Source organism: Devosia insulae DS-56 (assembly GCF_000970465.2).
Lineage (GTDB): Bacteria > Pseudomonadota > Alphaproteobacteria > Rhizobiales > Devosiaceae > Devosia_A > Devosia_A insulae.
The window spans coordinates 1-24,685 of the sequence record NZ_LAJE02000118.1 but is presented as its reverse complement, the minus strand read 5'-3'; the positions used below and the strand labels follow the sequence as shown (position 1 = coordinate 24,685).

Annotated in this window: 24 protein-coding genes and 1 riboswitch; of the genes, 20 read left to right on the top strand and 4 right to left on the bottom strand. The window is 66.3% G+C overall.

What is annotated here, in order from left to right:
• Position 1 precedes the first annotated feature (1 nt).
• The 3 genes from VW23_RS07660 to VW23_RS28910 all read right to left on the bottom strand — a co-directional run bounded on the left by VW23_RS07660 (position 2) and on the right by VW23_RS28910 (position 2,361).
• A complete protein-coding gene (locus VW23_RS07660; protein WP_141728262.1) occupies positions 2-742 on the bottom strand; it encodes a hypothetical protein in 741 nt (246 codons plus the stop codon).
• A 271-nt stretch (positions 743-1,013) separates the two neighbouring features.
• On the bottom strand, positions 1,014-1,586 hold the full coding sequence (locus VW23_RS07655; RefSeq protein ID WP_069908988.1) for a hypothetical protein: 573 nt from the start codon (positions 1,584-1,586) through the stop codon (positions 1,014-1,016).
• A gap of 289 nt (positions 1,587-1,875) precedes the next feature.
• Positions 1,876-2,361 (bottom strand): hypothetical protein, encoded by a 486-nt coding sequence (locus VW23_RS28910; protein ID WP_069908987.1) that lies wholly within the window; start codon positions 2,359-2,361, stop codon positions 1,876-1,878.
• Positions 2,362-2,614: 253 nt separating this feature from the next.
• Here VW23_RS28910 and VW23_RS07645 point away from each other — a divergent pair, with 253 nt between their 5' ends.
• The 16 genes from VW23_RS07645 (at position 2,615) to VW23_RS07570 (ending at position 19,120) form a co-directional block, all read left to right on the top strand.
• Positions 2,615-3,406, top strand: a complete 792-nt coding sequence (locus VW23_RS07645; protein ID WP_069908986.1) for an IclR family transcriptional regulator — start codon at positions 2,615-2,617, stop codon at positions 3,404-3,406.
• Complete coding sequence (locus tag VW23_RS07640; RefSeq protein ID WP_069908985.1) at positions 3,403-4,290, top strand: amidohydrolase family protein; 888 nt, start codon at positions 3,403-3,405, stop codon at positions 4,288-4,290. The genes VW23_RS07645 and VW23_RS07640 overlap by 4 nt, the downstream gene beginning before the upstream one ends.
• Positions 4,291-4,305: 15 nt before the next feature.
• A complete protein-coding gene (locus tag VW23_RS07635; RefSeq protein ID WP_069908984.1) occupies positions 4,306-5,595 on the top strand; it encodes an aspartate aminotransferase family protein in 1,290 nt (429 codons plus the stop codon).
• A gap of 250 nt (positions 5,596-5,845) precedes the next feature.
• Complete coding sequence (locus tag VW23_RS07630) at positions 5,846-7,171, top strand: ABC transporter substrate-binding protein (RefSeq protein WP_069908983.1); 1,326 nt, start codon at positions 5,846-5,848, stop codon at positions 7,169-7,171.
• A 301-nt stretch (positions 7,172-7,472) separates the two neighbouring features.
• Positions 7,473-8,375, top strand: coding sequence for a carbohydrate ABC transporter permease (locus tag VW23_RS07625; RefSeq protein ID WP_055875764.1), 903 nt, complete (start codon positions 7,473-7,475; stop codon positions 8,373-8,375).
• The gene (locus VW23_RS07620; protein WP_069908982.1) at positions 8,375-9,259 is read left to right on the top strand and encodes a carbohydrate ABC transporter permease; all 885 of its coding nucleotides are present in this window, start codon (positions 8,375-8,377) and stop codon (positions 9,257-9,259) included. Before VW23_RS07625 ends, VW23_RS07620 begins: the two co-directional genes overlap by 1 nt.
• Positions 9,256-10,305, top strand: a complete 1,050-nt coding sequence (locus VW23_RS07615) for a Gfo/Idh/MocA family protein (RefSeq protein ID WP_069908981.1) — start codon at positions 9,256-9,258, stop codon at positions 10,303-10,305. The genes VW23_RS07620 and VW23_RS07615 overlap by 4 nt, the downstream gene beginning before the upstream one ends.
• Positions 10,302-11,900 carry an N-acyl-D-amino-acid deacylase family protein gene (locus VW23_RS07610; RefSeq protein WP_069908980.1) on the top strand — a complete coding sequence of 533 codons (1,599 nt, stop codon included), beginning with the start codon at positions 10,302-10,304 and terminating at the stop codon, positions 11,898-11,900. Before VW23_RS07615 ends, VW23_RS07610 begins: the two co-directional genes overlap by 4 nt.
• Positions 11,901-11,902: 2 nt before the next feature.
• Positions 11,903-13,066: an alanine racemase gene (locus VW23_RS07605; RefSeq protein ID WP_069908979.1), complete on the top strand. Its 1,164-nt coding sequence runs from the start codon at positions 11,903-11,905 to the stop codon at positions 13,064-13,066.
• An 18-nt stretch (positions 13,067-13,084) separates the two neighbouring features.
• The gene (locus tag VW23_RS07600) at positions 13,085-14,128 is read left to right on the top strand and encodes a lactonase family protein (protein ID WP_069908978.1); all 1,044 of its coding nucleotides are present in this window, start codon (positions 13,085-13,087) and stop codon (positions 14,126-14,128) included.
• A gap of 98 nt (positions 14,129-14,226) precedes the next feature.
• Positions 14,227-15,081, top strand: coding sequence for an IclR family transcriptional regulator (locus VW23_RS07595; RefSeq protein WP_069908977.1), 855 nt, complete (start codon positions 14,227-14,229; stop codon positions 15,079-15,081).
• Entirely contained in the window at positions 15,078-15,542 is a 465-nt protein-coding gene (locus VW23_RS07590) for a hypothetical protein (RefSeq protein ID WP_069908976.1), read from the top strand. The genes VW23_RS07595 and VW23_RS07590 overlap by 4 nt, the downstream gene beginning before the upstream one ends.
• Before the next feature lie 277 nt (positions 15,543-15,819).
• Positions 15,820-15,933: riboswitch (TPP riboswitch) on the top strand.
• Entirely contained in the window at positions 15,924-16,532 is a 609-nt protein-coding gene (locus VW23_RS07585) for a YkoF family thiamine/hydroxymethylpyrimidine-binding protein (protein WP_069908975.1), read from the top strand. (Overlaps the previous riboswitch by 10 nt.)
• A gap of 33 nt (positions 16,533-16,565) precedes the next feature.
• Complete coding sequence (locus tag VW23_RS07580; RefSeq protein ID WP_069908974.1) at positions 16,566-17,366, top strand: ABC transporter permease; 801 nt, start codon at positions 16,566-16,568, stop codon at positions 17,364-17,366.
• Complete coding sequence (locus VW23_RS07575) at positions 17,363-18,115, top strand: ABC transporter ATP-binding protein (RefSeq protein WP_069908973.1); 753 nt, start codon at positions 17,363-17,365, stop codon at positions 18,113-18,115. Before VW23_RS07580 ends, VW23_RS07575 begins: the two co-directional genes overlap by 4 nt.
• A 3-nt stretch (positions 18,116-18,118) precedes the next feature.
• Positions 18,119-19,120: an ABC transporter substrate-binding protein gene (locus VW23_RS07570; RefSeq protein ID WP_069908972.1), complete on the top strand. Its 1,002-nt coding sequence runs from the start codon at positions 18,119-18,121 to the stop codon at positions 19,118-19,120.
• 12 nt (positions 19,121-19,132) lie between these two features.
• Here VW23_RS07570 and VW23_RS07565 read toward each other — a convergent pair whose 3' ends face one another.
• The gene (locus VW23_RS07565) at positions 19,133-20,110 is read right to left on the bottom strand and encodes a tagatose kinase (protein ID WP_069908971.1); all 978 of its coding nucleotides are present in this window, start codon (positions 20,108-20,110) and stop codon (positions 19,133-19,135) included.
• A 125-nt stretch (positions 20,111-20,235) separates the two neighbouring features.
• Here VW23_RS07565 and VW23_RS07560 point away from each other — a divergent pair, with 125 nt between their 5' ends.
• The 4 genes from VW23_RS07560 (at position 20,236) to VW23_RS07545 (ending at position 24,629) form a co-directional block, all read left to right on the top strand.
• Positions 20,236-21,390: a LacI family DNA-binding transcriptional regulator gene (locus VW23_RS07560; RefSeq protein ID WP_084645736.1), complete on the top strand. Its 1,155-nt coding sequence runs from the start codon at positions 20,236-20,238 to the stop codon at positions 21,388-21,390.
• Positions 21,387-22,223: an inositol monophosphatase family protein gene (locus VW23_RS07555; RefSeq protein WP_084645734.1), complete on the top strand. Its 837-nt coding sequence runs from the start codon at positions 21,387-21,389 to the stop codon at positions 22,221-22,223. The genes VW23_RS07560 and VW23_RS07555 overlap by 4 nt, the downstream gene beginning before the upstream one ends.
• Before the next feature lie 33 nt (positions 22,224-22,256).
• On the top strand, positions 22,257-23,501 hold the full coding sequence (locus VW23_RS07550; protein WP_069908969.1) for an extracellular solute-binding protein: 1,245 nt from the start codon (positions 22,257-22,259) through the stop codon (positions 23,499-23,501).
• Positions 23,502-23,564: 63 nt separating this feature from the next.
• Positions 23,565-24,629, top strand: a complete 1,065-nt coding sequence (locus VW23_RS07545) for an ABC transporter ATP-binding protein (RefSeq protein WP_069908968.1) — start codon at positions 23,565-23,567, stop codon at positions 24,627-24,629.
• Positions 24,630-24,685: the final 56 nt, after the last annotated feature.

Sequence of the window (24,685 nt, the reverse complement as noted above, 5' to 3'; positions counted from 1 at the left end):
ACTAACAGCCCTCAGCCAGGACGATGACCCTGCCCGCGGTCGAGATCTCGATCGGCAAGCACCCCTCGGAGAGGTCGGTCGCACCCCACGCGACCCGCGTCACCAGCGCAAACCGCCGCCCCCCGCTCGCGAAGTAGCGAGACAGCTGCGCGTATTGTGCACGCTCCGCCGGTGGCGCTGCCGCAATCCGATCGGCATCCGCCGGGCTGAGGTCCGGCACCGCATGCAGCACGCGGCGCGAGGCATAGGTCGGATCGATCCTCGAGCCACCGAAGCGCGTGATGTCGCGGTTCAGCTCCTGGCTCGGCAGCAGGCCAGTCATCGCGACCCGGAGAGCCTCAAGCGCCGCTGAGCCGTCCCCATCCGCGCGCGCCGCGCCCAGCTCAGCGAGCAATGCGCTCAGGTCGCGGCCATCGAGCCCAGCCTGCCGAGCATAGCGCTCGATCAGTTGCAGATCGGCCGCCGGCACATCGATCTTGCTGCCATTCGTCTCGATACCAAGCAACAGCTCGTTACCCGCCAGGGCAAGCGTCGTCTGGCCCTGCAGCGCGGCGGTTTCGAGGGTGTCAGCCGGATCCTCAATCGCCGCGACCAGCCGGTAAAACCCGGCTTCGGCAGCCACTTCACTACGCACCAGGCGCTCAAGGGCTGCGGCCTGCCGACCCGTCTGCGCCGCAGCCAGCAGACCCGCCGTCAGCAGCGCTCCCAGCACCGCCAGCGCAGAGACCACGAGCAACTGCACGAAGCCCGACTCGGAAGCGGACTTTGCCGGTGTCGGACCCAGGCCCACCGCACCGGCCAAAGCTGCGCCACGACAGCGCCGCGCCCAGCCGAACCCTCGCTTCATTGCACACCACCGGTGCGTCGCGCCGCTCGGCTCACGCCTCACCTCCCGATGACACATCTACCCTAACTTCTGTGCAGCAGAACTGCCACCCGGACGAAGCCGGCCTCTCCGCCTTCAGGTGGTAAGAGCGACCGGAGACGCGGATTTGAACGATGCCATCTGTCGGTCATTCACGTTTTCGGCTCGCCACTGCGCGGACCCAATCTGTAAGCTCTCTGTCCGCCCCAAGCGCATTCGCTGCATCGATCCAGTCAGTTTCCAAGGCACAGTCCGCTGTGCGCGGGATTTGGGTTGAATCGATGAGAGCATCGAGGGCTTCATTCACTGCCTCTACTGACCCTGTCTTGATGGCTTGGCGCATCAAGTTGCCAGCAGCAAAGTTCACGTAGACTCTCTCGCTCACTGCCTGGGCAAGTGCTGCCGTGGCACAGGCGAGCCCCTCCAAGGGTTTTCCGACATCGGACAGTGTCCCAGAAAGCGACATGAGAGAGAGAATATCTTGAAACTCCTCATGGCGGGCGACAGCTATGCGCTCCGCCGCACTCAGGCAGCCCTGCAGCAGACACTCTGTAACGGCCCCACCGTAGAGCGTGGACCGCAACATGGGATCCTCGGTTTGAGCCAGCATGTCGATCAAAAGGGAGGCGCTCTCTGGAGCATCCACGCCAAAAACCGAAACGACTTTCTCTCGAAACTTGGCGACATGTCGCAGCAACTTCATAAGTTCGGTTCTGTCCAAGCCGATTTCCTCACTATTTTGGACGTTTGGCCGGCTGCCAACCATCGACGTCAGGGTCACCCGTGTTGGTAGTCGGGCAAGACGTACGAGGAAATCGCCTCCTACGAGTGCCTGGGGGGCAGGTCGAACGCGGACGCCCTCGGCGTCTCCTGCGACGCGGCCAACATGCTTGGTCGTCTCGGAGCCCCATCGCCGCCGCCCACCGCCTCGCCCCCTCGCGTCACCCAAGTGCACATAGACGACGCCACCCTGAGCTTCGAAGGCGGCACCGCGGGGGTTAGCCGCCATCTCACAAGAGATCGAGCGCGTCATCTGGGGACGGAAGGACGAATGCCTCGAAAAGCTCCTGGTTCGTAGCGGCTGAATGGAGCCTGGCGACGGCAGTCGCCATGTCATCAGCGTCTTCAAGCTCCATGTTCTGCTGGCTATCGTCCGACTCCAGGTAGCCGATGATTAGCTTTCGCAAATCATCGGTGCTGTATGGAAGCGGGTGTGAAAATCGGACGGAAATCCGCACCAGTCCGAACATAAGGTCCAGAATAATCCGCGGAAATTTCTTGTTCACCGGGCCGATTCTGTCGATGCCGTCGATCCGTCGGACTACACCGTCACGACCCATGACGAGCGACCCAACATTTCGCCTCAGTACGGATGCACGTGAGCCTTGTGCCTGTTCAAACGCCCAGGTGCTGACCGGGAACAGTTGCCGGTCCGTTACGGAGAAAAGCAGCACTGTGTAGTGCCCAGCAGCTGCAGCCATTTTCACCTCGTCCATGGCTGTATCTGTGCGTGCCCTGCCGGCAACCTGCAAGGCACCATCGACCGCACTCCACGATTGGCTTCGCCGAAGCGGCCGCCACTTCAACCCTAAGACACGAGAGCCTCTCGTTCTCCGTTCTCCGTTCTCCGTTCTCCGTTCTCCGTTCTCCGTTCTCCGTTCTCCGTTCTCCGTTCTCCGAAGGGCGTACTTGACGTTGTCACGGATTCCAGCTGTATTCAGTTCACTATCCAAACTGTGAGTTCATCTGGTGAATTCTTCAGACGAGCGTTATGCCATTCGATCCGTGGATCGCGCCGTCGACATTCTCGCCGCGGTGGCGGGGAAGAACGGCGTGCTCACCGTCGACGGGATCGTTACCGAGACCGGCCTGCCCAAGAGCACGGTGTTCCGCATTCTCGCGACACTTACGGCGCGGCGGCTGCTGGATCGCGATGAGCAGAGCCAGACCTATCGGCTCGGCATGCTGTCGCTGGTGATCGGCGCGCGCGCCATGGGCGAGCTCGATCTTCGCCGCTCTGCCCGCCCGCATCTCGAGAGCCTTGTGGCCAGCACCGGGGAGACCGTGCACCTCTCGATCCTCAGCGAGGACAATGCGCTCTGCGTTGACAAGCTCGATGCCTCGCGCTCGATGCGCATGGCGAGCTTCATCGGCTTCCTCGATCCGCTGCATTGCAGCGGCGTCGGCAAGGCGCTGCTGGCTTTCCAGGACGAGCCGGTGCGCCAGCAGCTGATGGCGCGCATGCGCTTCGAGCCGCACACCCCGCACACCATTACCGACCCCAAACGGCTCGCCGAGCAGATCATCGAGATCCGGTCGCGCGGCTATGCCATCGACGACGAGGAAATCGAGCAGGGGTTGCGATGCGTCGCGGCACCGATCCGCGACCATTCCGGCGCCGTCGTCGCCGCGGTCAGCATTTCCGGCCCCACCACCCGCGTCACCCAGGCTGGCCTCGGCGAACTTGCCAGGGCCGTCGAGGCTTGTGCGCTCGCCATCTCAGAAGAACTCGGCGCCCCCCAGAAAGTCACCACGCCATGATCATCGACGTTCACTCGCACACCCCACAATTCCGCCACGCCGTGCCGCCGGCAAACCGGCGTCTGCACCACACCTGGCGGCCCGACCGCTCCGTCGATTCCGTCTATAGTTGGAACGATTTCCTCGAAGCGCAGCAGCCGGCCGACAAGTCGATCGTCTTCGGGGTCGCCTGGGCGCCGGGCGAAATCACTGGTGGGGTCAATGGCTTCAACGAGCCGGGCGACGTGGCGATCGGCGTCAACGATGCCACCTCGGCCTTCGCGCTGGCGCATCCCGATCGCCTCATCGGCTTCATGTCGGTGCACCCGCACGATCCCGGGGCACTCGAGGAGATCGAGCGCTCGCGCACCGACCTCGGCCTCAAGGGCATCAAGATGGGCGCCAACTACCAGGTGTTCGAGCCGCTGGAGAGCCGGGCACTGGCCATCTATCGCGAGGCCGAACGGCATGGACTGCCGATCCTCTTTCACATCGGCACCTCGCCGGTGCGGACCGCGCCGATCAAGTACGCCCACCCGCTGGTGGTCGACGAGATCGCCATGCGCTACCCGAACCTCAAGATCATCATGGCCCATATGGGCCACCCCTGGACGGTCGACACTGCGGTGGTGATCCGCAAGCACCCCAATGTCTATGCCGACGTCTCGGGCCTGCTCTACCGGCCCTACACTTTCTACGAGGGCATGATCAAAGCCACTGAGTGGAACGTGCTCGATAAGCTGCTGTTCGCCTCGGACTACCCGATCACCACGCCGGCCGAGACGCTGCATGCGCTCCGCACCGTCAACGCCATCGTCGACGGCACGGCGCTGCCGCGCGTTCCCGCCGACAAGATCGAACAGATCATCCACCGCGACAGCCTCACGCTGCTCGGCCTTTCCTGAGAATCTGGTCTCCCTATGCATATCGAGAAATCCAAAACCATCACCGAACGCGCCACCAGGGTCATCCCCGGCGGCGTCAATTCCGCGACCCGCCGGCTGAGCCAGCCCTATGCCTGGGAATGGGCCGAGGGCGCCCAGATCCGCGACGTCGATGGCAACACCTATCTCGACTATCACGCGGCGTTCGGCCCGATCGTTCTCGGCCACAACGACCCTACGGTGAATGCGGCCGTCGCCAAGGCGCTGACCGGTCCCGACATGGTCGGGGTCGGCATCACCGAACAGGAGATCATGCTTGCCGAAAAAGTGGTGCAGCACGTGCCCTCCGCCGAGATGGCGCTCGCCTTCTCCTCGGGCTCGGAAGCCACCTACATGGCGGTACGGCTGGCGCGCGGCGTCACCGGCCGCGAGAAGCTGATCAAGTTCCAGGGGACGTTCCACGGCTGGCACGACTACCTGCTGATGAATATCGCGAGCCCTGCCGACAAGATCGGCAAGAAAGATCCGGGCAGCGCCGGCCAGCTCGCCGACGCCATCGACAACACCATCATCGTGCCGTTCAACGATCTCGCCGCGACCGAACAGGCGATCCTCGACCACCCCGGCCAGATCGCCGCCATCTTCATGGAAGCGATCCCGCACAATATCGGCTGCGTGCTGCCACGGCAGGATTTCGTCGAGGGGCTGCGCCGGCTCTGCGACACCCATGGCATCGTCCTGGTGTTCGACGAGGTGATTACCGGCTTCCGCCATGGGCTCGGCGGCTACCAGTCGGTGCTCGGGGTGAAGCCCGATATCAGCACCTTCGCCAAGGCCATCGCCAATGGCTATCCCTGCGCCATCATCGCCGGGAAACGCGAACTGATGCTGCAGTTTTCCACCGCGCCGGGCGGCAAGGTGTTCGTCGGCGGCACCTATAACGGCCATCCCGTCGGCTCCGCCGCGGCGCTGGCCACCATCGCGGCGCTCGAGGACGGCACCATCTACGAGCGCACCTTCCGGCTGGGGGATCGGATGCGCGCCGGGCTCGCGGAAATCGCCGGCCGGCTCGGCATCGAGATGGTGTCGGCGGGCTTCGGCTCGGTGTTCACCCCCTATTTCATGAGCGGCAAGGTCGAGCGCTACGAGGATCTCCTCGCCAACGACACCGCCCGCGATGTCGGCTTCCGCCAGGGCATGTGCGAGCGCGGCATCTTCATGCTGCCCATGCCGATCAAGCGCAACCACATCAGCGCCGCGCATACCGATGCCGATATCGACCGGACGCTCGAAACCGCTGAAATCGTTATGAAAACTCTGCGCTGAAGCCAAACTTTTCATATGCGAAAAGTCGTATTGATATATGATTGCAGCCGTCATAACGTTGCGATCTGACGACAGGCAGCGAGGCAACAGGGAAGCGCCTCGCCTGCCGATCGGTTGGGCCAGATGGCTCGGCTGAGAATGTCGAGAGCGGGTCCGTTGGGCCGGACCCGGAGGCCCGCAGCCTTGGCTGCGGGAGAACAAGCGTCGTCCGCGACGTGTTGTCGGTTCAGTTCGTCAAGGAGGGAAAGCTATGACGACCACTAACGCCACCCGGGGCTTCGGTTCGCTGAACCGCCGCTCCTTCCTCAAGGCCGGCGGCGCATCGGCGCTGGCCGCCAGCCTGCTGCCGGGTCTGCTGACCGGCACGGCCAAGGCCGCTTACTCGGGTACGCTCGATATGCTGGCCTGGGACTTCCAGCCCGACACCATCAAGTCGCTGGTCGGTGAATGGACGGCAGCGGGCAACCCCGCGGTCAATGTCGCCGTGATCCCGAACCTCGGCTACACCCCGGCGCTGCAGACCCGTCTGCGCGGCGGCGACAAGATCGACCTCTACTACAACTTCGCCTACAACTCGCAGAAGTTTGTCAACGAGGGTTGGGCCAAGACGCTGAACGGCCTGCCCGGTGTCGACGACATGATCGCCGACATGTTCGAGAGCGCCCGCGGCCGCCACGTCAATGCCGCCGGCGACATCATCAGCGCCCCGTATTTCTCGGCCGTGCATATGCTGCACTACAACGAGAAGTTCCTCGCCGATGCCGGCCTCGCCGTGCCGACGACGCTGAAGGAAATCTACGACGCCTCGAAATCGCTGCAGTCGACCGTCGCCTCGCCCTACGTCGCCTATTGGGTGAAGGAATTCTGCGAGGAATACCTCCACACCTACCTGCTCAATGAGCAGATCACCGCCTTCGACGATGCCGGCCAGCCGGTGTTCGCCGACGATCCCAAAACCGTCGGGGTGTTCGAGTGGTGGCAGACTATGTACCAGGAAGGGCTCGCCCCCAAGTCACTGTTGACCGACGATCCGGGTAAGCTCAGCAACGAGATGGCGCAGGGCAACGCCGCCTTCTACGTGCTGCACCACTACTTCCTGACCTCGATCCGCTCGCTCGAAGGCCCGCAATCGGCCAACGTCAAGACGGCGCCGGCCGGCCCGTCGACGCTGCAGATCGGCGAAGTACTGCAGATGGGCCAGTCTGACAGCGATGACGAGCGTCTCGCGACCTGGGACCTGATGAAGTACTATGGCTGGAAGGACACCGACGGGAAGTTCAAGGTGTTCAACCAGTGGGCCAAGGCCGCCGGCCTCGCCGCCCCCTATGCCGGGTTCTTCACCGACCCCGAAGTGGTCGCTTCGTTCCCCGACTATTACGATCTCGCTCTGCTGTCCGACACCTTCGCCACCAAGTCGAACGTCGTGCCGGCCCGCACCCTGCCCTGGTACCCGGATTTCCAGGCCAAGGTCGGCGACATCGTCCACGCCCTGCTGCTCGGCCAGGCCACCCCGGCGAAGACCGTCGAGGACCTGACCGCCGCCGCCAAGGGCGCCCAGGGCGGCCGGACGCTGTAATCTGACTGGCAACGCGCACCTCTTGCCTTCTCCCCTTGTGGGAGAAGGTGGCGCGCAGCGCCGGATGAGGGGTCCGCGCAACGCAGTGTAGCACGCTCGGAGCGCAAACGACGAGCGACAGAGTACGCGGAGAGAACCCCTCATCCGCCCTTCGGGCACCTTCTCCCACAAGGGGAGAAGGCCCTCGCTCCGCAGCTGGCGACTCCTACCTCCCCAAAGGGGGAGGGTTTTCATATCCAACGCTTCACCGCGTTGGATGCCCGGCCAGAGATGGCCAACTCGTTAGCACTTGGGAGAACACATGGCAGGAGCAGCTGACCTACTCGGACCGAAGGCCGATCGCGCATTCGGGCTGAAGCTCGTGGCGCCGGCGATGATCATCCTGATCGTGCTGCTGGCCCTGCCGACCCTGCTTACCCTGGTCTACAGCCTCCACGATGTGCCCGCGAGCGGCTCGAGCTTCGGGCCGTTCGTCGGCCTCGAGAACTTCACCATCATCTTTTCGAGCCCGGTGTTCTGGCGTTCGGCGCAGGTGACGCTCACCTTCTCGGTCGGCTTCGTCATCCTCTCGACGGTGATCGGGCTGGCCATGGCGATGCTGCTCAACCAGCGCTTCATCGGCCGCGGGCTGGCGCGCGCGCTGCTGATCATTCCGTGGGCGACGCCCTGGCTGGTCATCGGGATCCTGTGGAAATGGTTTGCCGATGGCAGCGTCGGCGGTCTCAACGCCGTGCTGATGATGCTGGGGTTGACCAGCGACTATCACCCGTTCCTGTCCGACCCGAACACCGCGCTGCCTATCACCGTGCTCGCCGCGGTGTGGCGACAGGCAAGCTTTGCCGGCATCCTGCTGCTCGCGGGCCTGCAGACCCTGCCCGAGGAGCTGAACGAAGCGGCCCAGCTCGACGGCGCCAACTGGTGGCAGCGCTTTTCCAACATCACCCTGCCCTGGCTGCGGCCGGTGCTGATCACCGTCACTGTGTTCAATGTGATCTATGCCTTCCTGCAGTTCGACGTGGTCTTCGCCATGACCCAGGGCGGACCCGGCGACACCACGCAGGTGCTCAGCATCCTGATCTACCGGCAGCTGTTCGTGAACACCAATATCGGGCTCGGTTCGGCGCTCGCCGTCATCCTCGGCGTCGTCGCGCTGATCGGCGGCCTGACCATCGTCCGGCTGTTCTATCGCAGGGAGATGCACTGATGGCGTCCTCCGCCTTCGAGCGCGGCCGGCGCCGCAGCCTCGCCACCAGCGTCGCCATCTACCTAGGCGTCTTGGTGTTCGCCATCTGGATCCTGCTGCCGGTCTGGTACCTGGTGGTCTCGAGCCTGATCACCCCATCGCAGCTGGGCGTCAAACCCTTCCCGCTGGTGCCCTCCAGCGTCACGCTCGACAACTATGCGGCGGTGCTGTTCGGCAATACCGGCGGCAAGGGCATCGGCAGCACCGACATGGGCACCCGGCTGGTGCCGACGATCGGCCAGAGTCTGCTGGTCAGCTCGATCCTGGTGGTGCTGAACCTGTTCATCGCCGGAGCCGCCGCCTATGGGCTGTCGCGCTATCCGTTCCGCGGCGCCCGGGCGTTCGAACTGTCGGTGATCGCCACCCGGATCGTGCCGGCCATCGCGATTATCGGCCCGTTCTTCGTGGCGTTCCGCGTCATCGGCGTGCTCAACACCCCGTGGGCGCTGGTCATCAGCTACAACGTCTTCACCCTGCCGCTCGCCATCATGATCCTCAAGAACTACTTCGATCAGCTGCCGCGCGAAATCGAGGAGGCGGCCAAGATCGACGGCGCCACCCGGCTGCAGACGCTGTGGATCATCATCGTGCCGATCGCCCGGCCGGGCCTCGTCGCGGCGGGCGTATTGATCTTCCTCGAAGCCTGGAGCGAGTTCTTCTACGCCCTGGTGCTCACCAACCAGCTCACCGTGCCGCCGCTGCTCGCCGGCTTCCAGTCGGTGCAGCAGTTCAACTGGAACGCGCTGGCCGCAGCCACCGTCATGTCGATGCTGCCGCCGACCGTACTGGTGCTGATCTTCCAGCGTCACGTCGTGGGCGCCCTCACGGCTGGGGTCGGCAAATGAGTGCAACCATCAAGGCCGCTGTGCTCAGCGCCGGCGCCTGGTCGCAGTCGAGCCACCTGCCGGCGCTCACGGCCGATCCGCGCGTCGAGCTGGTGGCGCTCTCGAGCCCCAATGCCGAGATGGCGGCGAGCCTCGGGGCGCAGTTCGGTGCGCCGCACTTTGCCGACTGGCGCGAAGCCCTGGCGCTCCGCCCCGATATCGTCGTCGTTTCGAGCCCACCGGTCGCCCACGAGGAACAGGTGATCGCAGCGCTCGAGGCGGGCGCCCATGTGCTGGTCGAAAAGCCCTTCGCGCTGAGCGCCGGGCCGGCCCGCCGGATGCGCGATACGGCCGAGCGGCTGGGTAAGGCGCTGCTGGTCGGCTTCGGCTGGCCGGCGGCACCGATCTTTACCCTGAGCCGCCAACTGATCGAGGCCGGCGAGATCGGCGCTGTCGAGCACCTGACCATGCACCTCGCGGTCAACACGCGCGGCCTGCTGTCGGGCAGCACCGATGGCGGCTGGGGCGGCAAGGCGGCGTCGAACACCGCCACCTACACCGACAAGGCGATCTCTGCCGGCGGCTCGGCCGCGGTGACCATGTCGCACCAGCTCGGCATGGTCGAATGGCTGGTGGGCGAGCCGATCGTCGCGCTCAACGCCAGCACCTTTCCGCCAAAGAGCGATATCGACTTGCATACGAGCGTCAATGCCGAGTTCGCCGGCGGCGGTTCGGCAGCGCTGAGCGCCGCCTCCACCCACCCCTACCTGGCGCGGCCGCAATGGCACTTCGCACTCTATGGCCGGAACGGCCAGCTCTGGGCCGACTCGGTGGCCGATACGCTTCGCCTCGTGCGGGCCAGCGGCGAGGTGGTGGAGTATCGCGCCCCCGAGGCTTCCGGCCTTTACGATCCTGGCGCCCCGACCAAAGCCCTGATCGCCTGCGCCTTCGGCGCCCCGGCCCCGGCCGGCCTCACGGCGCGCCTCGCCGCTCACGTGGTCGCGGTGACGGACGCCATCTACCTCAGCGCCAAGACCAACCAGAAACTGCAGATCGAGATCCTATGAGCACCTCCACCCTGTTTACCGGCGGCCTCGTCGTCGACGGTCTCGGCAATCCGCCGGTGCGCGGAGACGTGCTGGTGATCGGCGACCGCATCGCCGGCATCTTCAAGGGCGCCCGCCGCCCGGAGGCGGATCGGATCGTCGACATCGATGGCCTCTGCATCGCGCCGGGCTTCATCGACATGCACACCCATTCCGACCTGCAGGTGCTGGTGAACCCGGATCACACGTCGAAGCTCAGCCAGGGCGTCACCACCGAAGTGCTCGGCCAGGATGGCCTCAGCTATGCCCCGATCGACGATGCGACGCTCATCGAGATGCGCAGCCAGATCAAGGGCTGGAACGACGACCCGCCGGGCTTCGACTGGAACTGGCGCAGCGTCGCCGAATACCTCAAGCGCCTCGACGGTAATGTCGCGGTCAACTGCGCCTATCTCGTGCCGCACGGGAACCTGCGTATGCTGGTGATGGGCAATGCCGCGCGGCTCGCCACACCGGACGAACTCGAGCAGATGAAGGCGCTGCTCCGCACCGCGCTCGAAGAAGGCGGCGTCGGCCTCTCGACCGGCCTCACCTATGTGCCGGCAATGTATTCCGATACCGACGAGCTGGTGGCGCTCTGTGAGGTGGTGGCCGAATATGGCGGCTTTTATTGCCCGCACCACCGCAATTACGGCACCGACGCGCTGGGCGGCTATGGCGAGTGCTTCGAGATCGCCCGGCGTTCCGGCGTGGCGCTGCACCTCGCCCATACCCACCTGAGCTTCGAGGCCAACAAGGGCAAGCTGCCGCAACTGCTCAAGCTGTTCGATGACGCCATCGCCGACGGCGTCGATCTGAGTTTTGACGCCTATCCCTACCTCGCCGGCATGACGACGCTGCTATCGCAGCTGCCCAGCTGGGCGCTGTCCGGCAGCGGCGACGAGCAGATGGCCCGGCTCAGGGATCCGGAGACCCGCAAACGCATCATCGAGGCCCTCGACGTCATCGGCTCGGACGGCCACCAGGGCCTCACCGTCAACTGGTCGAGCGTTTATCTCGCGGGCCTGCCCGGTGCGCCCGAGATGGAATGGATGATGGAGGGCAACCTCGCCGACGCGGCGCGGAAGCTCAACACCTCGCCGGCCGAACTGGCCCTCGACGTGCTGATCGCCACCGAGCGCGCCGCCCCTTGCGTGTTCTTCATCGGCATCGAGGAACATGTCCGCACCCTGATGCAGCGCGAGGAACACACCGTCGGCAGCGACGGCATCCTCGTCGGCGATCGCCCGCATCCGCGCTCCTGGGGCACCTTCCCGCGCATGCTCGAAACCTATGTGCGCGATGAGAAGGTGCTGACGCTCGAGGAGTGCGTGCGCCACATGACCAGCTCGGCGGCCAACCGCCTGCGGCTGATGGATCGCGGCCGCATCGCCGCCGGCGCCAAGGCCGATCTCGTCGTCTTCGACAAGGACACGGTCAAGGCCAACGCCACCTACGAACATCCGCGCCAGGCGGCGACCGGCATCGTGCATGTCGTGGTCAATGGCCAGTTCGCCGTCGAGAACAATCGCGTCACCGGCCATCGCGCCGGCCGCACGCTGACGCTGGGAGCCTGAGCATGGCCGCAACCGCAATCTCCATCGCTGACGACGCCCAAGGCCCGAGCTGGGCCGACCTGCCCGTCTCGACCCCCGGCCTGGTGCTCGATCTCGCGGTGCTCGATGGCAATCTCGACGAGATGGCGGCCATCGCCAGCTCGGCCAAGGTCGAACTCTTCCCGCACGCCAAGACCCATCGCATGGCCGAGATCGGCCTCCGGCAGGTGGCGCACGGCGCCGATGGCCTTTGCGTCGCCAAGCTCGGCGAGGCCGAAGCCTTCGCCGCCGCCGGGGTGAAGCGGCTGTTCGTCGCCAACCCGATCGTCGGGGCCGACAAGGCCGAACGCGCCCTCGCCCTGTCGCGCCGGGTCGACCTGACGCTCGCCACCGACAGCGAAGCCGCCGCCGCCAGTATCGGCGCGGTGTTCGCTGCTGCCGGTACCACGGCGCGAATGATGCTGGCGATCGACTCCGGGCTCGGCCGCGAGGGCGTCGCCGCCGACCAGGCCGCCGCTGTGGCGGCCGCCGTCCACGCCCTGCCGGGCGTCGAGCTCATCGGCATCTATACCCACGAAGGCACCACCTATGGCGCCAAGGACCACCCGGATCTGGCGAGCCGCGCCAAGGCCGCCGGGGCGTTCATGGTCGGCGTCGCCGAGACGATCCGCGCCCGCGGCGTGCCGCTGCCGACCGTCTCGCTCGGCGCCTCCGCTTCGGCGCGCGAAGTGGCGCATGTGCCTGGCGTCACCCAGATCCGCCCCGGCATTTATGCCTTCAACGATGTCGGCCAGATCGCGTTGGGGAATGCCAGCCTCGAGACCACCGCCATCCGCGTCATCGCCACGGTGGTCAGCCACCCCGACCCCGAGCGCGCCTGCATCGACGCCGGTTCGAAATCGCTGAGCACCGACCTGGTGCCGGCCTCGGCGCACCGCGACGCCTTCCCCGGCATGGGGCTGATCGTCAACGCCCCGGGTTGGGTGATCGAGAAGATGTCGGAAGAACACGGCTGGCTGCGCTGGCGTGGCCAGGGCGCGCCGATGCCGCTACCAGTAGGGACACGGTTGGAGATCGTGCCGAACCATGTCTGCATGGCCTTCGCCATGCTGCGACGGGCTACGGTGGTCGAACGCGGTGACGTCGTAGCGCATTGGGACGGTTTCGGTCCCGGCGCATCGGAGTAGCTTTTTTTGGGGGGAACGATGTCGGAGTTCAGGCTTGCTGCAGGGCAGTCGCTGCTGGTCGCCTCGCGCGGCATATTCGAACTGCATGGGCTGACCCGCTGGGTCGAGCAGGATGGCAAGTGGCGGGGCAAGACCCTGGCCCGCGTCAACCAGCTCTCAAGCCTGACGCGTCACCCCACCCTGCCGGTGGTCTACGGCACCTCGCGCGTCGGCATGGAGGGCGATATCCATGCCTGGCGGATCGAGGGCGACACGGCGATCACCCTCGGCGAGAAGTCGAGCGAGGGCGCCGAGCCCTGCCACCTCGTGGTCGATCCGAGCGGCCGGCTGCTGATCGTCACCAACTACACCACCAGCACGCTGGGCCTGCAGCGCCTCGCCGCCGACGGCAGTTTCGAGGGGCCGATCGTGCAGCTCAAGCTCAGTGGCGGCGGCCCGGAGCTCGAGCGGCAGGATGACGCCCATCCGCACCAGGCCTTCTTCATCGGCGCGACGCTGGTGGTGATCGACCTCGGCGCCGACCTCATCCGTGAGTTCAGTCTCGACCTGTCGAAGCCCGGCGCCGACGCCCTGACCCAATTGCGGGCGACAGCCGTGCCGGCCAATACCGGTCCGCGTCACGCCGTGGTGCTGCCCGATGGGTGCCTCGCCGTCAGCGGCGAGCTCGGCTCCAACCTCGTGGTCGGCCGGCTCGGCGCTCCGGCCTCCAGCTGGGCCAATGTCCGGGCCACCCGGCAAACCGGCCCGGGCAAGACGCGCTGGAGCCGCAACTATCCGGGCGACATCCAGCGCGCGCTGGATGGCCGCCACGTCTACTTCGCTAACCGCAGCCTCGACACCATCTCGACCTTCGAGGTCTCCGGCGCCACCCCGGCACTGGTCACCGAACACGACAGCCAGACCCAATGGCCGCAGCACATGCTGGTGACGGAAAGCCACGTGCTGGTCGCCGGCTGGGATTCCGGCGCGGTCAAGGCGCTGCCGCTCGCCAACGGCGTTCCGACCGGCGTTGAGCACCTGTTCGATTGTCCCGGAGCCGGCTGGCTGCTGCTCTGGGACTGAGCTGGCGATTTCCTGTGCCCCGGCCCTCCCCCATGGTGGCGGGCCGACTGGCGCGGTGTTAGTGGACATCGGCGCCGAAACGAGCGAGCGGGGGGAGCATGGCAGCAGCTGAAGACGGTGCGCCGGCCGCCAAGGGATCGCGCAAACGTAGGAAGCCCGTTCCCAAGGCAGAGTATACCGCTCCGGCGCTCGAAAAGGGCCTCGATGTGCTCGAGCTCCTGGCGACCCTGACCGTACCGGTTACCCCCAGCCAGATCGCCCAGCGCCTCGGCCGTTCGCTGTCCGAGGTTTACCGCATGGTGATGGCGCTGGAGCGCCGCGGCTACCTGATCCGGCCGCCCGGCGAGGAAGCTTTGGTGCTCTCCACCCAGCTCTATGGCCTTGCGACGCTGTTCCCGCCGTTCCGCCGCGTCGTCGATGCCGCCCAGCCGATCATGAACGCGCTGGCGCTCGAGACCTCGCAGGCCATCCACATGGCAGTTCTCGATGGGCTCAACCAGCGCATCATCGCCCAGGTCGATAGCCCCGCCCCCATCGCCATCCGCCTGCGCGTCGGCGCGGCGAGCCCGGCGATCCGCGGCACTTCGGGCCGCACCATCATCGCCTTCCAGCCGGCCCCGGTGCAGACCTGGATCATCGGCCAGTCCGAAGCGCTGTTGCCGCCCGATCAGGCGAAGCGCTACCGCAGCCGGGTCGCGACCATTGCCAGGCGCGGCTATGAGCGGATCGAAGGCGAGATGGTGCAGGGGGTGACCGACCTGAGCTTCCCGATCATCAACACCGCCGGCATCTCGATCGCGGCGCTGACCATGCCGTTCCTCACCAGCCAGCAGATCATCGTCCCCTTCGACGATGCGGCGATCATGCTCTACCGCGCCGCGCGCAAGATCTCGCAGTCGATGGGCGGCGACCTGCCCGAACCGCATTTCCCGCTACCCCCGGACGTGCAATGAGCGAAACCAATCCCTTCGCCGCCGCTGACGCCGATCGCTTCGCCATCTGGGAAATGCTGGTCAGACGCGACAGCGATTTCTTCCTCAGCAGCGACTTCTCGCTGGTCGCCGCCGACTATGTCGAAACCGGTTTTCTCGGCATCGACGCCGCGCTGTCGCTCGATCCGGCCAACTGGCGCCCAGCCTACTCGGACCTCGCCACCTACCGCGATGCCGCCATCGCGGCGCGCTGGAACCCAAGGGAGTTCGCCGAGCCGCTGCGCCCCGCCTGGTTCCGCTGCCAGTCGATCGACCGCATCGACATCAATGGCGACGCGGCCCTCGCCCACAAGCGCATCGACGGCCAGATCCTCCGCCAATCCGGCGACGCCATGCTTGTCGCCTGGCGCTCGGTGTTCCACCTGCGCCGCGAGCATGGGGCCTGGAAGATCGCCGGCTTCACCGGTTACCTGCCGCTGTAGTTCGTTCAGGAGTGTCGCCGCGCCACCCCGCAGCCATCGTGGCTTTCCCCTCATCCGGCCCTTCGGGCCACCTTCTCCCCGACGGGGAGAAGAATGCGCTGCGGCCCGATCGGGGCACCGTTCCTCTCCCCGTCGGGGAGAGGGTGGATCGGCCGCAAGGCCGAGACGGGTGAGGGGTTGGCGGTCACGGAGCCATCGGACGTCGAACCCACCACTGACGCCGACCGAAATCCCAGAACCACCCCTTCCAATCCCTCCCCAACCGTGGTCTAAGCATCGCCATCCACAGGGGTGCTCCGTATTGCCGGGGCTGAGATGCGGCACGCTAAGTGCGCGGACCCTAAAGCTGATCTGGGTAATACCAGCGGAGCGAGGCGGGCGATGTTTTCTGGCGCACAGATTTCCCTTTATCCCATGGCCGACGATTTCGTCGGCGTCATCCTTTTGGCGCTCGGTGCGCTCGATCCCTATCGGGACCGGCTGCGCATCGAGACCGACGACATCTCGACCCTGCTGGTCGGGCCGCCGGAGGTGCTGTTCCCGGCGATGCGCGACCTCTTCGTCGCGGCGGCGCGGAGCGGCGAGCATGTGACGTTCTCGGCCGCCATTTCGCGCGGCTGTCCCGGTGAGCCCGATGAGGCGATCTGCAACACCAGTGCGCTCGCCGATCCGCTCGAACCGCTGGCCGCCCGCCAGGCAGCCGCCCATGCGGCGGTCGCCTCGGCAGCGGAAACCGGCCAAGCCATCGCCGCCCAGTTCTCGCTTTACGTGATGGGTACCGGCCAGCACATGGACGAGATCTATGGCTGCATCGACTTCCTGAAAGGCTCCTGCGTGTTCGATCGCTCGAAGCACTTCTGCTCGGTGCTGCGCGGCGATGCCGGTCCGGTGTTTGCGACACTCGCCGAAGCCTTCTGCCGCTTCGGGCCACCCGAAGGACACGTCACCATCGACCTGACCGTTTCGGCGAACAGCCCGACCGCCCGCTAAGGCACGTCCGCTTTCCCTTCAAGGTTCACGTCGATGCCCTTCATCCGCCCGGTCGCGGCCCGCGCCGCAACAGCCTTCAGCCGCCTATGGCCTGCCGTGCTCTCGGTCGGCGGCCTGTTCCTCCTCTGGGAGGCCTACGCCCAGTTCTCGGGGATCCCGCCGACGACACTGCCCGCCCCCTCGCGGGTGCTGGCGCAGGGCGCGCTGCACTCTCAGGCGCTGTGGGACAACACGTTGCCCACCATCACCGCGACCGTCCTCGGTTTCGCCTGCTCGGTCTCTGCCGCCTTCGTCTTTTCGGTGCTGATCGACTTCTTCCGGCCGCTGCGGCGCGCCCTGCTGCCGGTCTTTGTCATCAGCCAGACCCTGCCGATGATCGCCATCGCGCCGCTGGTGGTATTGTGGTTCGGCTTCGGCCTCACGCCCAAGATCATGCTGGTGGCGCTGGTCACCTTCTTTCCCATGCTGATCGCACTGCTGCAGGGCTATGCCTCGACAGCCGACGAGATCGAGCAACTGGTGGCCTCGATGGGCGCGCCACGCTGGCGCATCTTCCTTATTGCGCGCCTGCCCTCGGCCCTGCCCTTCTTCTTCGCCGGCCTCAGGATCTCCATCACCTATGCCGTGGTCGGCGCGATCTTTGCTGAGTATGCCGGCGCCGCCAAAGGGCTGGGTATCTATATCCTCAACGCCAAAAACAACTTCCGCCCCGATCTCGTGCTGGCCGCCGTCATGGTCAGCGCCACCCTGACGCTGCTGCTGTTCGGGGTGACCGTCCTGCTCCAGCGCCTGTCGATGCCTTGGCTGCGCCTGTCCGGGAGCCATAAGCCATGAGTGCCGCGCGTCTCGAACTGCGCGGCATCGCCAAAGCCTTCGGCGATCTCCAGGTGTTGGGCGAGCTGTCCATCGCCGTTGGCAAGGGTGAATTCGTTTCGATTCTCGGCCCATCCGGGTCGGGTAAATCCACCATCTTCAAGCTGCTGACCGGCGCCCTGCTCCCCGATGCCGGCGCCATGCTGTTCGATGGCGCGCCGCTCCAGCCCGACCACCGCCCATTCGCCTTCATGCCGCAGCGCGACGCGCTGATGGATTGGCGGCGCATCATCGACAACACGACCTTGGGCCTCGAGGTGCAGGGTATCGGGCGCATGGCAGCGCGCCGGCGCGTGGCGCCGCTGTTCGCCGAGTTCGGCCTTGCTGGCTTTGAGCAGCACTATCCAGCTCAGCTCTCCGGCGGCATGCGCCAGCGCGCGGCGCTGCTCCGCACCGTGGTGCAGGACAAGGACATGCTGCTGCTCGACGAGCCGTTCGGCGCGCTCGATGCCCTCACCCGCGCCGACATGCAACGCTGGCTCGAGACCATGTGGAGCCGCCACGGCTGGACCAGCCTGCTGGTCACTCATGACGTGCGCGAAGCGGTGCTCTTATCCGATCGCATCTATGTGCTGTCGGCCCGCCCTGGCCGCATCATCGCTGAAGTTGCGGTGCCCCTGTCGCGCCCGCGCCGCACCGGCGCGGCGGTCGCCGCCATCGAGGCCGGCATTCTCGATCTGCTCCTCTCCACGCCAACCCAAAGGACTTGACCGATGACCCTCCGCCACCTGGCGCTCGTCGCCGCCTGCCTCATTGGCCTCGCCGCCGGCCCCGCCGTCGCGCAGCAGCACGTCACCATGGCCCTCGACTGGACCCCCAACACCAACCACATCGGGCTCTATGTGGCGCGTGAGCTTGGTTACTATGCCGAGGCCGGGCTCGACGTCGAAATCCTGCCTTACACCGACACCTCGGCGGGGGCACTGGTGGCCAACCACGTCGCCGATTTCGGCATCGTTGGTTCCATCGGCTTCATGACCCAGCACACCGCCGGCGCCGACCTCAAGGCCGTCTATGCCGTCACCCAGACCGAGACCGGCCGGCTGGTGTTCAATGCCGAGCGCGCCGATATCCGGCGCCCGCGCGACCTCGATGGCCTGACCTATGGCGGCTTCGGCAGCGCCTGGGAGAATGCCCTCATCACTTCGATGATCGAGGAAGATGGCGGCAAGGGCACATACGAAACGGTGACGCTCGGGACCTCGGCCTATGAAGCGCTGGCCAATGGCGCGGTGGATTTCACCCTCGAAGTCTACACCTGGGAGGGGGTGAAGGCCGAACTCGACGGCAAGGCCCAGCGCGCCTTCCGCTATGCCGATTTCGGCGTCCCCGACCAGCACACCACGCTGATCGGCTCCAGCGCGGCCTATCTCGATGCGAACCCGGAGACCGCCACGACCTTCATCGGCGCCACGCAGCGCGGCTACGCCTACGCCGTCGCCCATCCGGACGAGGCCACCGACATCCTCGTTGCCGCCAACAGCGATGTCCTGACCGACCGGAAGCTGATCCGGGCTTCGCTGCAGGCCTTGATCGACGGGCATTATCTGCAGAGCGCCGACGGCGTGATCGGCGCCATCGCTCCCGAAAAGATGAACGCCATCGGCCAGTACCTGTTCAACGCCGGCATCCTGAAGGACGGTAACGGCACAGTGCTGGCGGAAAGGCCCGATTTCTCCACCTACTTCAGCAACGCCTACCTCGTGGCCGAATAGAGCCTGGTTCGGTCAGCGCCGTGGGGTGGCGGCAATGAAGGCGTCGAGTTCGGCCCGCGTCCCGGCGCCTTCCATCGGCCCGCGTACCGTTACGTTGCGGGCTCCGGCCGCCGCGGCATAGGTCAGGGCCTGCTCGGCGCCCATCCCCAGGCGGCGGCAGGCCACATAGGCGCCGCCAAAGCAGTCGCCCGCGCCGGTGGGGTCGACTTCGGTCACCACGAATGCCGCAGCGTCGAGGCGGGAGCCATCTCGGCTGAAGCAAGTGGCCCCGTTGGCACCGCGCTTCAGCACGATCTCGGCGACACCCAGCGCGAACAGTTTTTCGAGCGCCGCTGCCTCGCCCTCGACCCCGGCGGCGCGCTCGAGTTCATCGCCGCTCGGCAGCAGCAGGTCGGCTTTCGCCACAAGCTCGGCGAACTGGCGTTCGACGCCCACGTCCAATTGCAATTCCTTGCGCAGGTTGGGGTCGACCGACAGCGTTCCACCCCGGGCTTTGATGATCTCGACGGCCCGGGCAATGACCGCGGCGGCGCTCGGCATCGACAGCGCCGTGCCCATGACGTGAATGTGCCCGGCACGACGCACCAGCGCCTCGACCGCGTCACTCCAGCCGAACCGCGACGCCGCTGAGGTGGCAATATTGTAGACAAAGTCTCGCGCGCCGCTGGCGCGGTAGCGCACGAAGGCGCTGCCGGTCGGGAACTGGCGATCGACCGCGACCGCCGATACGTCGACGCCGTCCGCCCGCAGCCGGTCGAGGTTGAGCTGGCCAAAGTCGTCGTCGCCGACGGCGCCGATCATGGCGGCGCGGCCACCGAGCCGCCCGCACTGATCGATGAAGATTGCCGGCGCGCCACTCGGATACGGCCCCACCAGCGGCTGTGCGGTGCGGAACCCGTCGCCGATCGTCGTGGCGACGATCTCGACCAGGATCTCCCCGACGCAGACGGTCGGACCCAGTGCATCCGGGGAGAGGACAGTTTGCGGCATTGGCGATGGCCTCTGGGCTGCGGCGAGTCCTCAACGGACCGGACAATAGTGACGCTGCCACGCGGGGTTAGCAACATTCTTGGCCGCGGCATCGGCCTGCAACATGACCGTCACATAGGCGGGCTATGACTCCAGTCATCCAAGGCAAGGTTAGACGCAATGACGAAGACGCGATCGGTTGTGGCGACGGTAATACGTATTACCGTGTTGTGCTGACCGTGCCAGCCCGCACCTCCCCGGCGAGCGCAGCCACTTCGCGCGATGTGGCCAAGGCCGCCAATGTCTCGCAGGCGCTGGTCAGTCGGGCCTTCAGCGGCAATGGCCGCATCGCACCAGAGACCCGCGATCGCATCCTCAAGGTGGCGGCCGAAATCGGCTGGCGGCCCAATGCGCTCGCCGCCAGCATGGTGACCGGCGACGCCCCACTGGTCTCGGTGATCACCACCAGGCTCAGCTTCGATTGGCGGGCCCAGGTGCTGTCGCATCTGCTGAAAGCCTTCGAGGCCTGGCACCTGCAGCCGCTGCTGTTTTACGCCGAGAGCGACAGGGAAGTGGATCGGCTGCTGGCCGAGACCATCAGCTGGCGCACCCGCGGCGTCGTGGTCACGGCCGGCGTCGTGCCCGAAGCGCGGGCCGAAGCCATCCTGTCGCGTGGCCAGTTTCTCGCCGCGCTCAATCGCCCCGGCAATCATCCCGAAGCCTTTTCGATCGCCACCGACAACCCGATCGGCGGCAGGCAGGCCGCCACCGTGCTGCTCGGCGAAGGCCGGGGGCGGTTCCTGGCGCTGGCCGGCCCGGAAGACAGCTGGGCCAGTTCGCGCCGTGTCGACGGCTTCGTCGATGGCCTCGGCCAGGCCGGGCACCAGCCGATGGTCTGGCACAATGCCACCATGACCACCGAAGCCGGTCTGGCCTGCGCCGACCGGCTGCTGGCCTTGCCGCCGAACGAGCGACCGGACGGAGTGTTCTCGACCAACGATGCCATCGCGCTCGGCTTCATCGACGGCTTGCGCGGCAGCGGCATGACCATCCCGCAGGACCTCTCGATCATCGGCTTCGACAACCTGCCGGCTTCGTCGTGGACGCCCTACCAGCTCACCAGTTTCGAGCAGCCGCTCGACGCCATGGTGCTCGGCGTCCTCGACCACATCCACGCCCATCAGCAGCCGGAGGCGGCCCAACCGCCCAGCGCGCCTGAGGCGCATCGCCTGGGCGCCGACGGTGTCATCTACTGCGCTCCGCGCCTCGTCCTGCGGCAGACCACGCGGGGGCAGCTGTGAGCATCGAGCGCCGCATCGCCACCGCCAACATGCTGGTTGCCGCCGCCGGCGAGATCGCTCGGCGCGCCCATGTCGACGATGCATTGGAGATCACCAGCAAGGGGCCGGGCGACCTGGTCAGCGAGACCGATTTCGCCATCGAGCAGATGATGCGCGATGCCATCGGCGCCGACTTCCCCGAGGACGGCATCATCGGCGAGGAGTTCGGCGGCGCCCACCTTGCTTCGGGCTTCACCTGGTTGATCGATCCGATCGACGGCACGGTGAACTTCGCCCGACGGCTCGGCTATTTCTGCATCTCGCTGGCGCTGCTCGAAGACGGCCTGCCGGTCGCCGCATGGATCCTCGACCCGCTGCAGAACGAGCTGTTCCACGCCGGGCCCGACCGCATCGCGCGACTGAACGGCAAGCCTATTCGCTGCGCTGCGGAAGCCGATTTCGGCGAAGCGGTGATCGGCCTCGGCTTTTCGACCCGGCATGATCCGGCGCTCAACGGTCGCATCGTCGATGGCCTCACCCGAGCCGGCGCCGAGCACCGCCGGCTGGGGGCAGGCGCGCTATGCCTCGCCCACGTCGCGGCCGGCCGGCTCAACGCCTATGTCGAGCCGCACATGAACCCATGGGATGCAGTGGGCGGGCTCTATCTCGCCGCCTGCTCCGGTGCCGTCACCGGCGACTATATCGCGGCCGGTGGTCTTGCCTACGGGGCGCCGGTCTATGCCGCCGCGCCCCCGATATCACCGAGCTTGCTGGCCGTGCTGCCAGCCTTGATTTCCGGCACTCCGCTTCATCGGGAAAATGAGCCGCGGAGTGCCGGAGAAGTTGCGAGTTGATCGCATGCCTGACCCCAATGTGGAGATGAGACAATGAAAGCCTTGCTTGCGGCATCCATCGCCGTCCTTCTGAGCACCACCGCTTACGCGGTTGAGCCCGTCGGCTCGGACGGGTTCAACACCGATCCGGGTTTCGATCTCGGCACGCTGAGTGCAGACAATTTCTATGATGTCATTGTTCCGCTTGCGAAAACAGAGGGCACGCTCACCCTTTATGACTTCACCGACAGCTTCGGTCCGCTGTTCAACGACCACCTGATCCCCGAGTTCGAAGCCAAGTACGGCATCAAGGTGGAGTACATCCGCGGCGAGGGTGCCGCGGCCAACCAGCAGCTGATCGCGGCCCATAAGGCCGGCGCCAAGGCTCCGGCCGATGCTTATTTCGTCAGCTCGGGCGGCCTGCCGCTGCTCAGCGGTGAAGGCGTCGTCGCCAACGTTCCGCTGGTCGAACTGCTGCCCAATGGCGCGGCGCTGGACAAGACCATTGCCACCATCACCGGCGGCATCGACCATGGCGGCACCTTCCTGCCGTTCCACCGCAACCAGACCGACATCGTCTTCGACACCCGCGCCGTCCCGGCCGATGTGGTACCGACCGACCTCGACGCGCTCGCCGCCTGGGCCAAGGCCAATCCCGGCAAGTTTATCGTCACCTCGCCGGCTGGCGGCGGCTCGGGCAATGGCTTCATGCAGTCCATCGCCTTCGCCAAGGTCACCGACGCGACCTGCCGCGCCACCTTCGTCAAATATGACATCACCGCCGCCCAGGCCGATGCCTTCGCCGCCAGCGACTGCATGACCCCGGTCTGGGATTATTATCGCGACATCCTGCCGTCGGTCGAAATCACCAATGGCAACTCCGACACGCTCAACCTGATCGCCAACGGCGCCGGCTCCATCGGCACCGCCTGGGAAGATATGGCCTACGACTTCAGCGGCCGTGGCCTGCTGCCCCCGACGGTCCGTCAGCAGCTGCTCAGCGAAGGTCAGGTCGGCGGCGGCGACGGCCTGTTCTTCCCGGTCAACGGCAGCCATCCGGCGGCCGGGCTGCTGATGCTCGACTTCCTGATCAGCAAGGACGTGCAGCTCGAAAAGCTCTCGATCAACGGTTCGCGCTCGGCCCGTACCGATATCGATCCGGCCCAGACCTTCACGCCCGAGCAGGTGGCCCGCCTGATCCCCACCGATCAGTTCGCCAGTCGCGCCATCGAGCGCATGCCGGCCGTGCTGAACGACCAGCTGACCGCCTACTTCGTCGCCAACGTGCTGCGCAAGTAACCCCCGGCAAGGCGGCGGCGCCCTCAAGGGATGCCGCCGCTCCAGCAGCGGAGTCCCCCTCTCATGTACGCCTCGCTCTCCATCCGCCAGCTCACCAAGCAGTTCGATGCCAACCAGGTGTTGAAGGGCATCGACCTCGAGATCGCCGCCGGCCGCTTCATCGTGCTGCTCGGCCCCTCCGGCTGCGGCAAGACCACGCTGCTGCGCTCGATCGCCGGGATCACCGACCCGAGCTCGGGCGGCATCTGGCTCAAGGATCGGCGCATCGACGAGGTGCCGCCCGAAAAGCGCAATTTCGGCCTGGTGTTCCAGACCTATGCGCTGTTCCCGCATATGAGCGTCGAGCGGAACGTCGCCTTCGGGCTGGAGATGCGGCGCGTACCGAAAGCCGAGATGGCCCGCCGCGTCGCCGCGGCGCTGGCGCTGGTGGGGCTCGGCGACTACGCCAAGCGCTTGCCCCGGCAGCTCTCCGGCGGCCAGCAGCAACGCGTCGCCCTGGCGCGGGCCATCGTCATCGAGCCCGATGTGCTGCTGTTCGACGAGCCGCTCAGCAACCTCGATGCCAAGCTCCGCGACACGCTGCGCGAAGATCTGCACGCGCTGCAGAAAAAGCTCGGTGTCACCTCGATCTATGTGACCCACGACCAGGCCGAAGCCATGGCGCTGGGCGACGAGATCGTGGTGATGAAGGACGGCGAGATCGTCGAGCGCGGCACGCCGATCGACCTCTACCGCCGCCCCACCTACCGCTTCACCGCCGAGTTTCTCGGCATGACCAATGTCATCGAGGCCGAGATCTCCGACGGCGCCTGCCGCCTGCCTTGGGGCGAGGTCCGCCCGCTCGAAAACCCCGCCGCAAGCGATGTCGAGGGCGTCGCCATTCGGCCCGAGGACCTCGCCATCGAGCCGGTCGAGACCGACCCTCATGGCACCATCGAGCAGGCGATGTTCATGGGCGCCTCGACCCATTACTGGATCAAGGTCGAGGGCAAGACCCTGCGCGCCGTCACCACTGGCGGCAGCAAGGCCATCCTGCCCACCGGCCAGCCGGTGAGGCTCGTGGCGCCGCCGACCCTCCACCTGCTGCGCGCCCATCACCCCGGCGACGGACAGGGCGATCGCACATGAAGAACCACCGGTTTCTCAGTGGTCCTCCACCTGTCTCTTATGCACCTCTCTCAGCC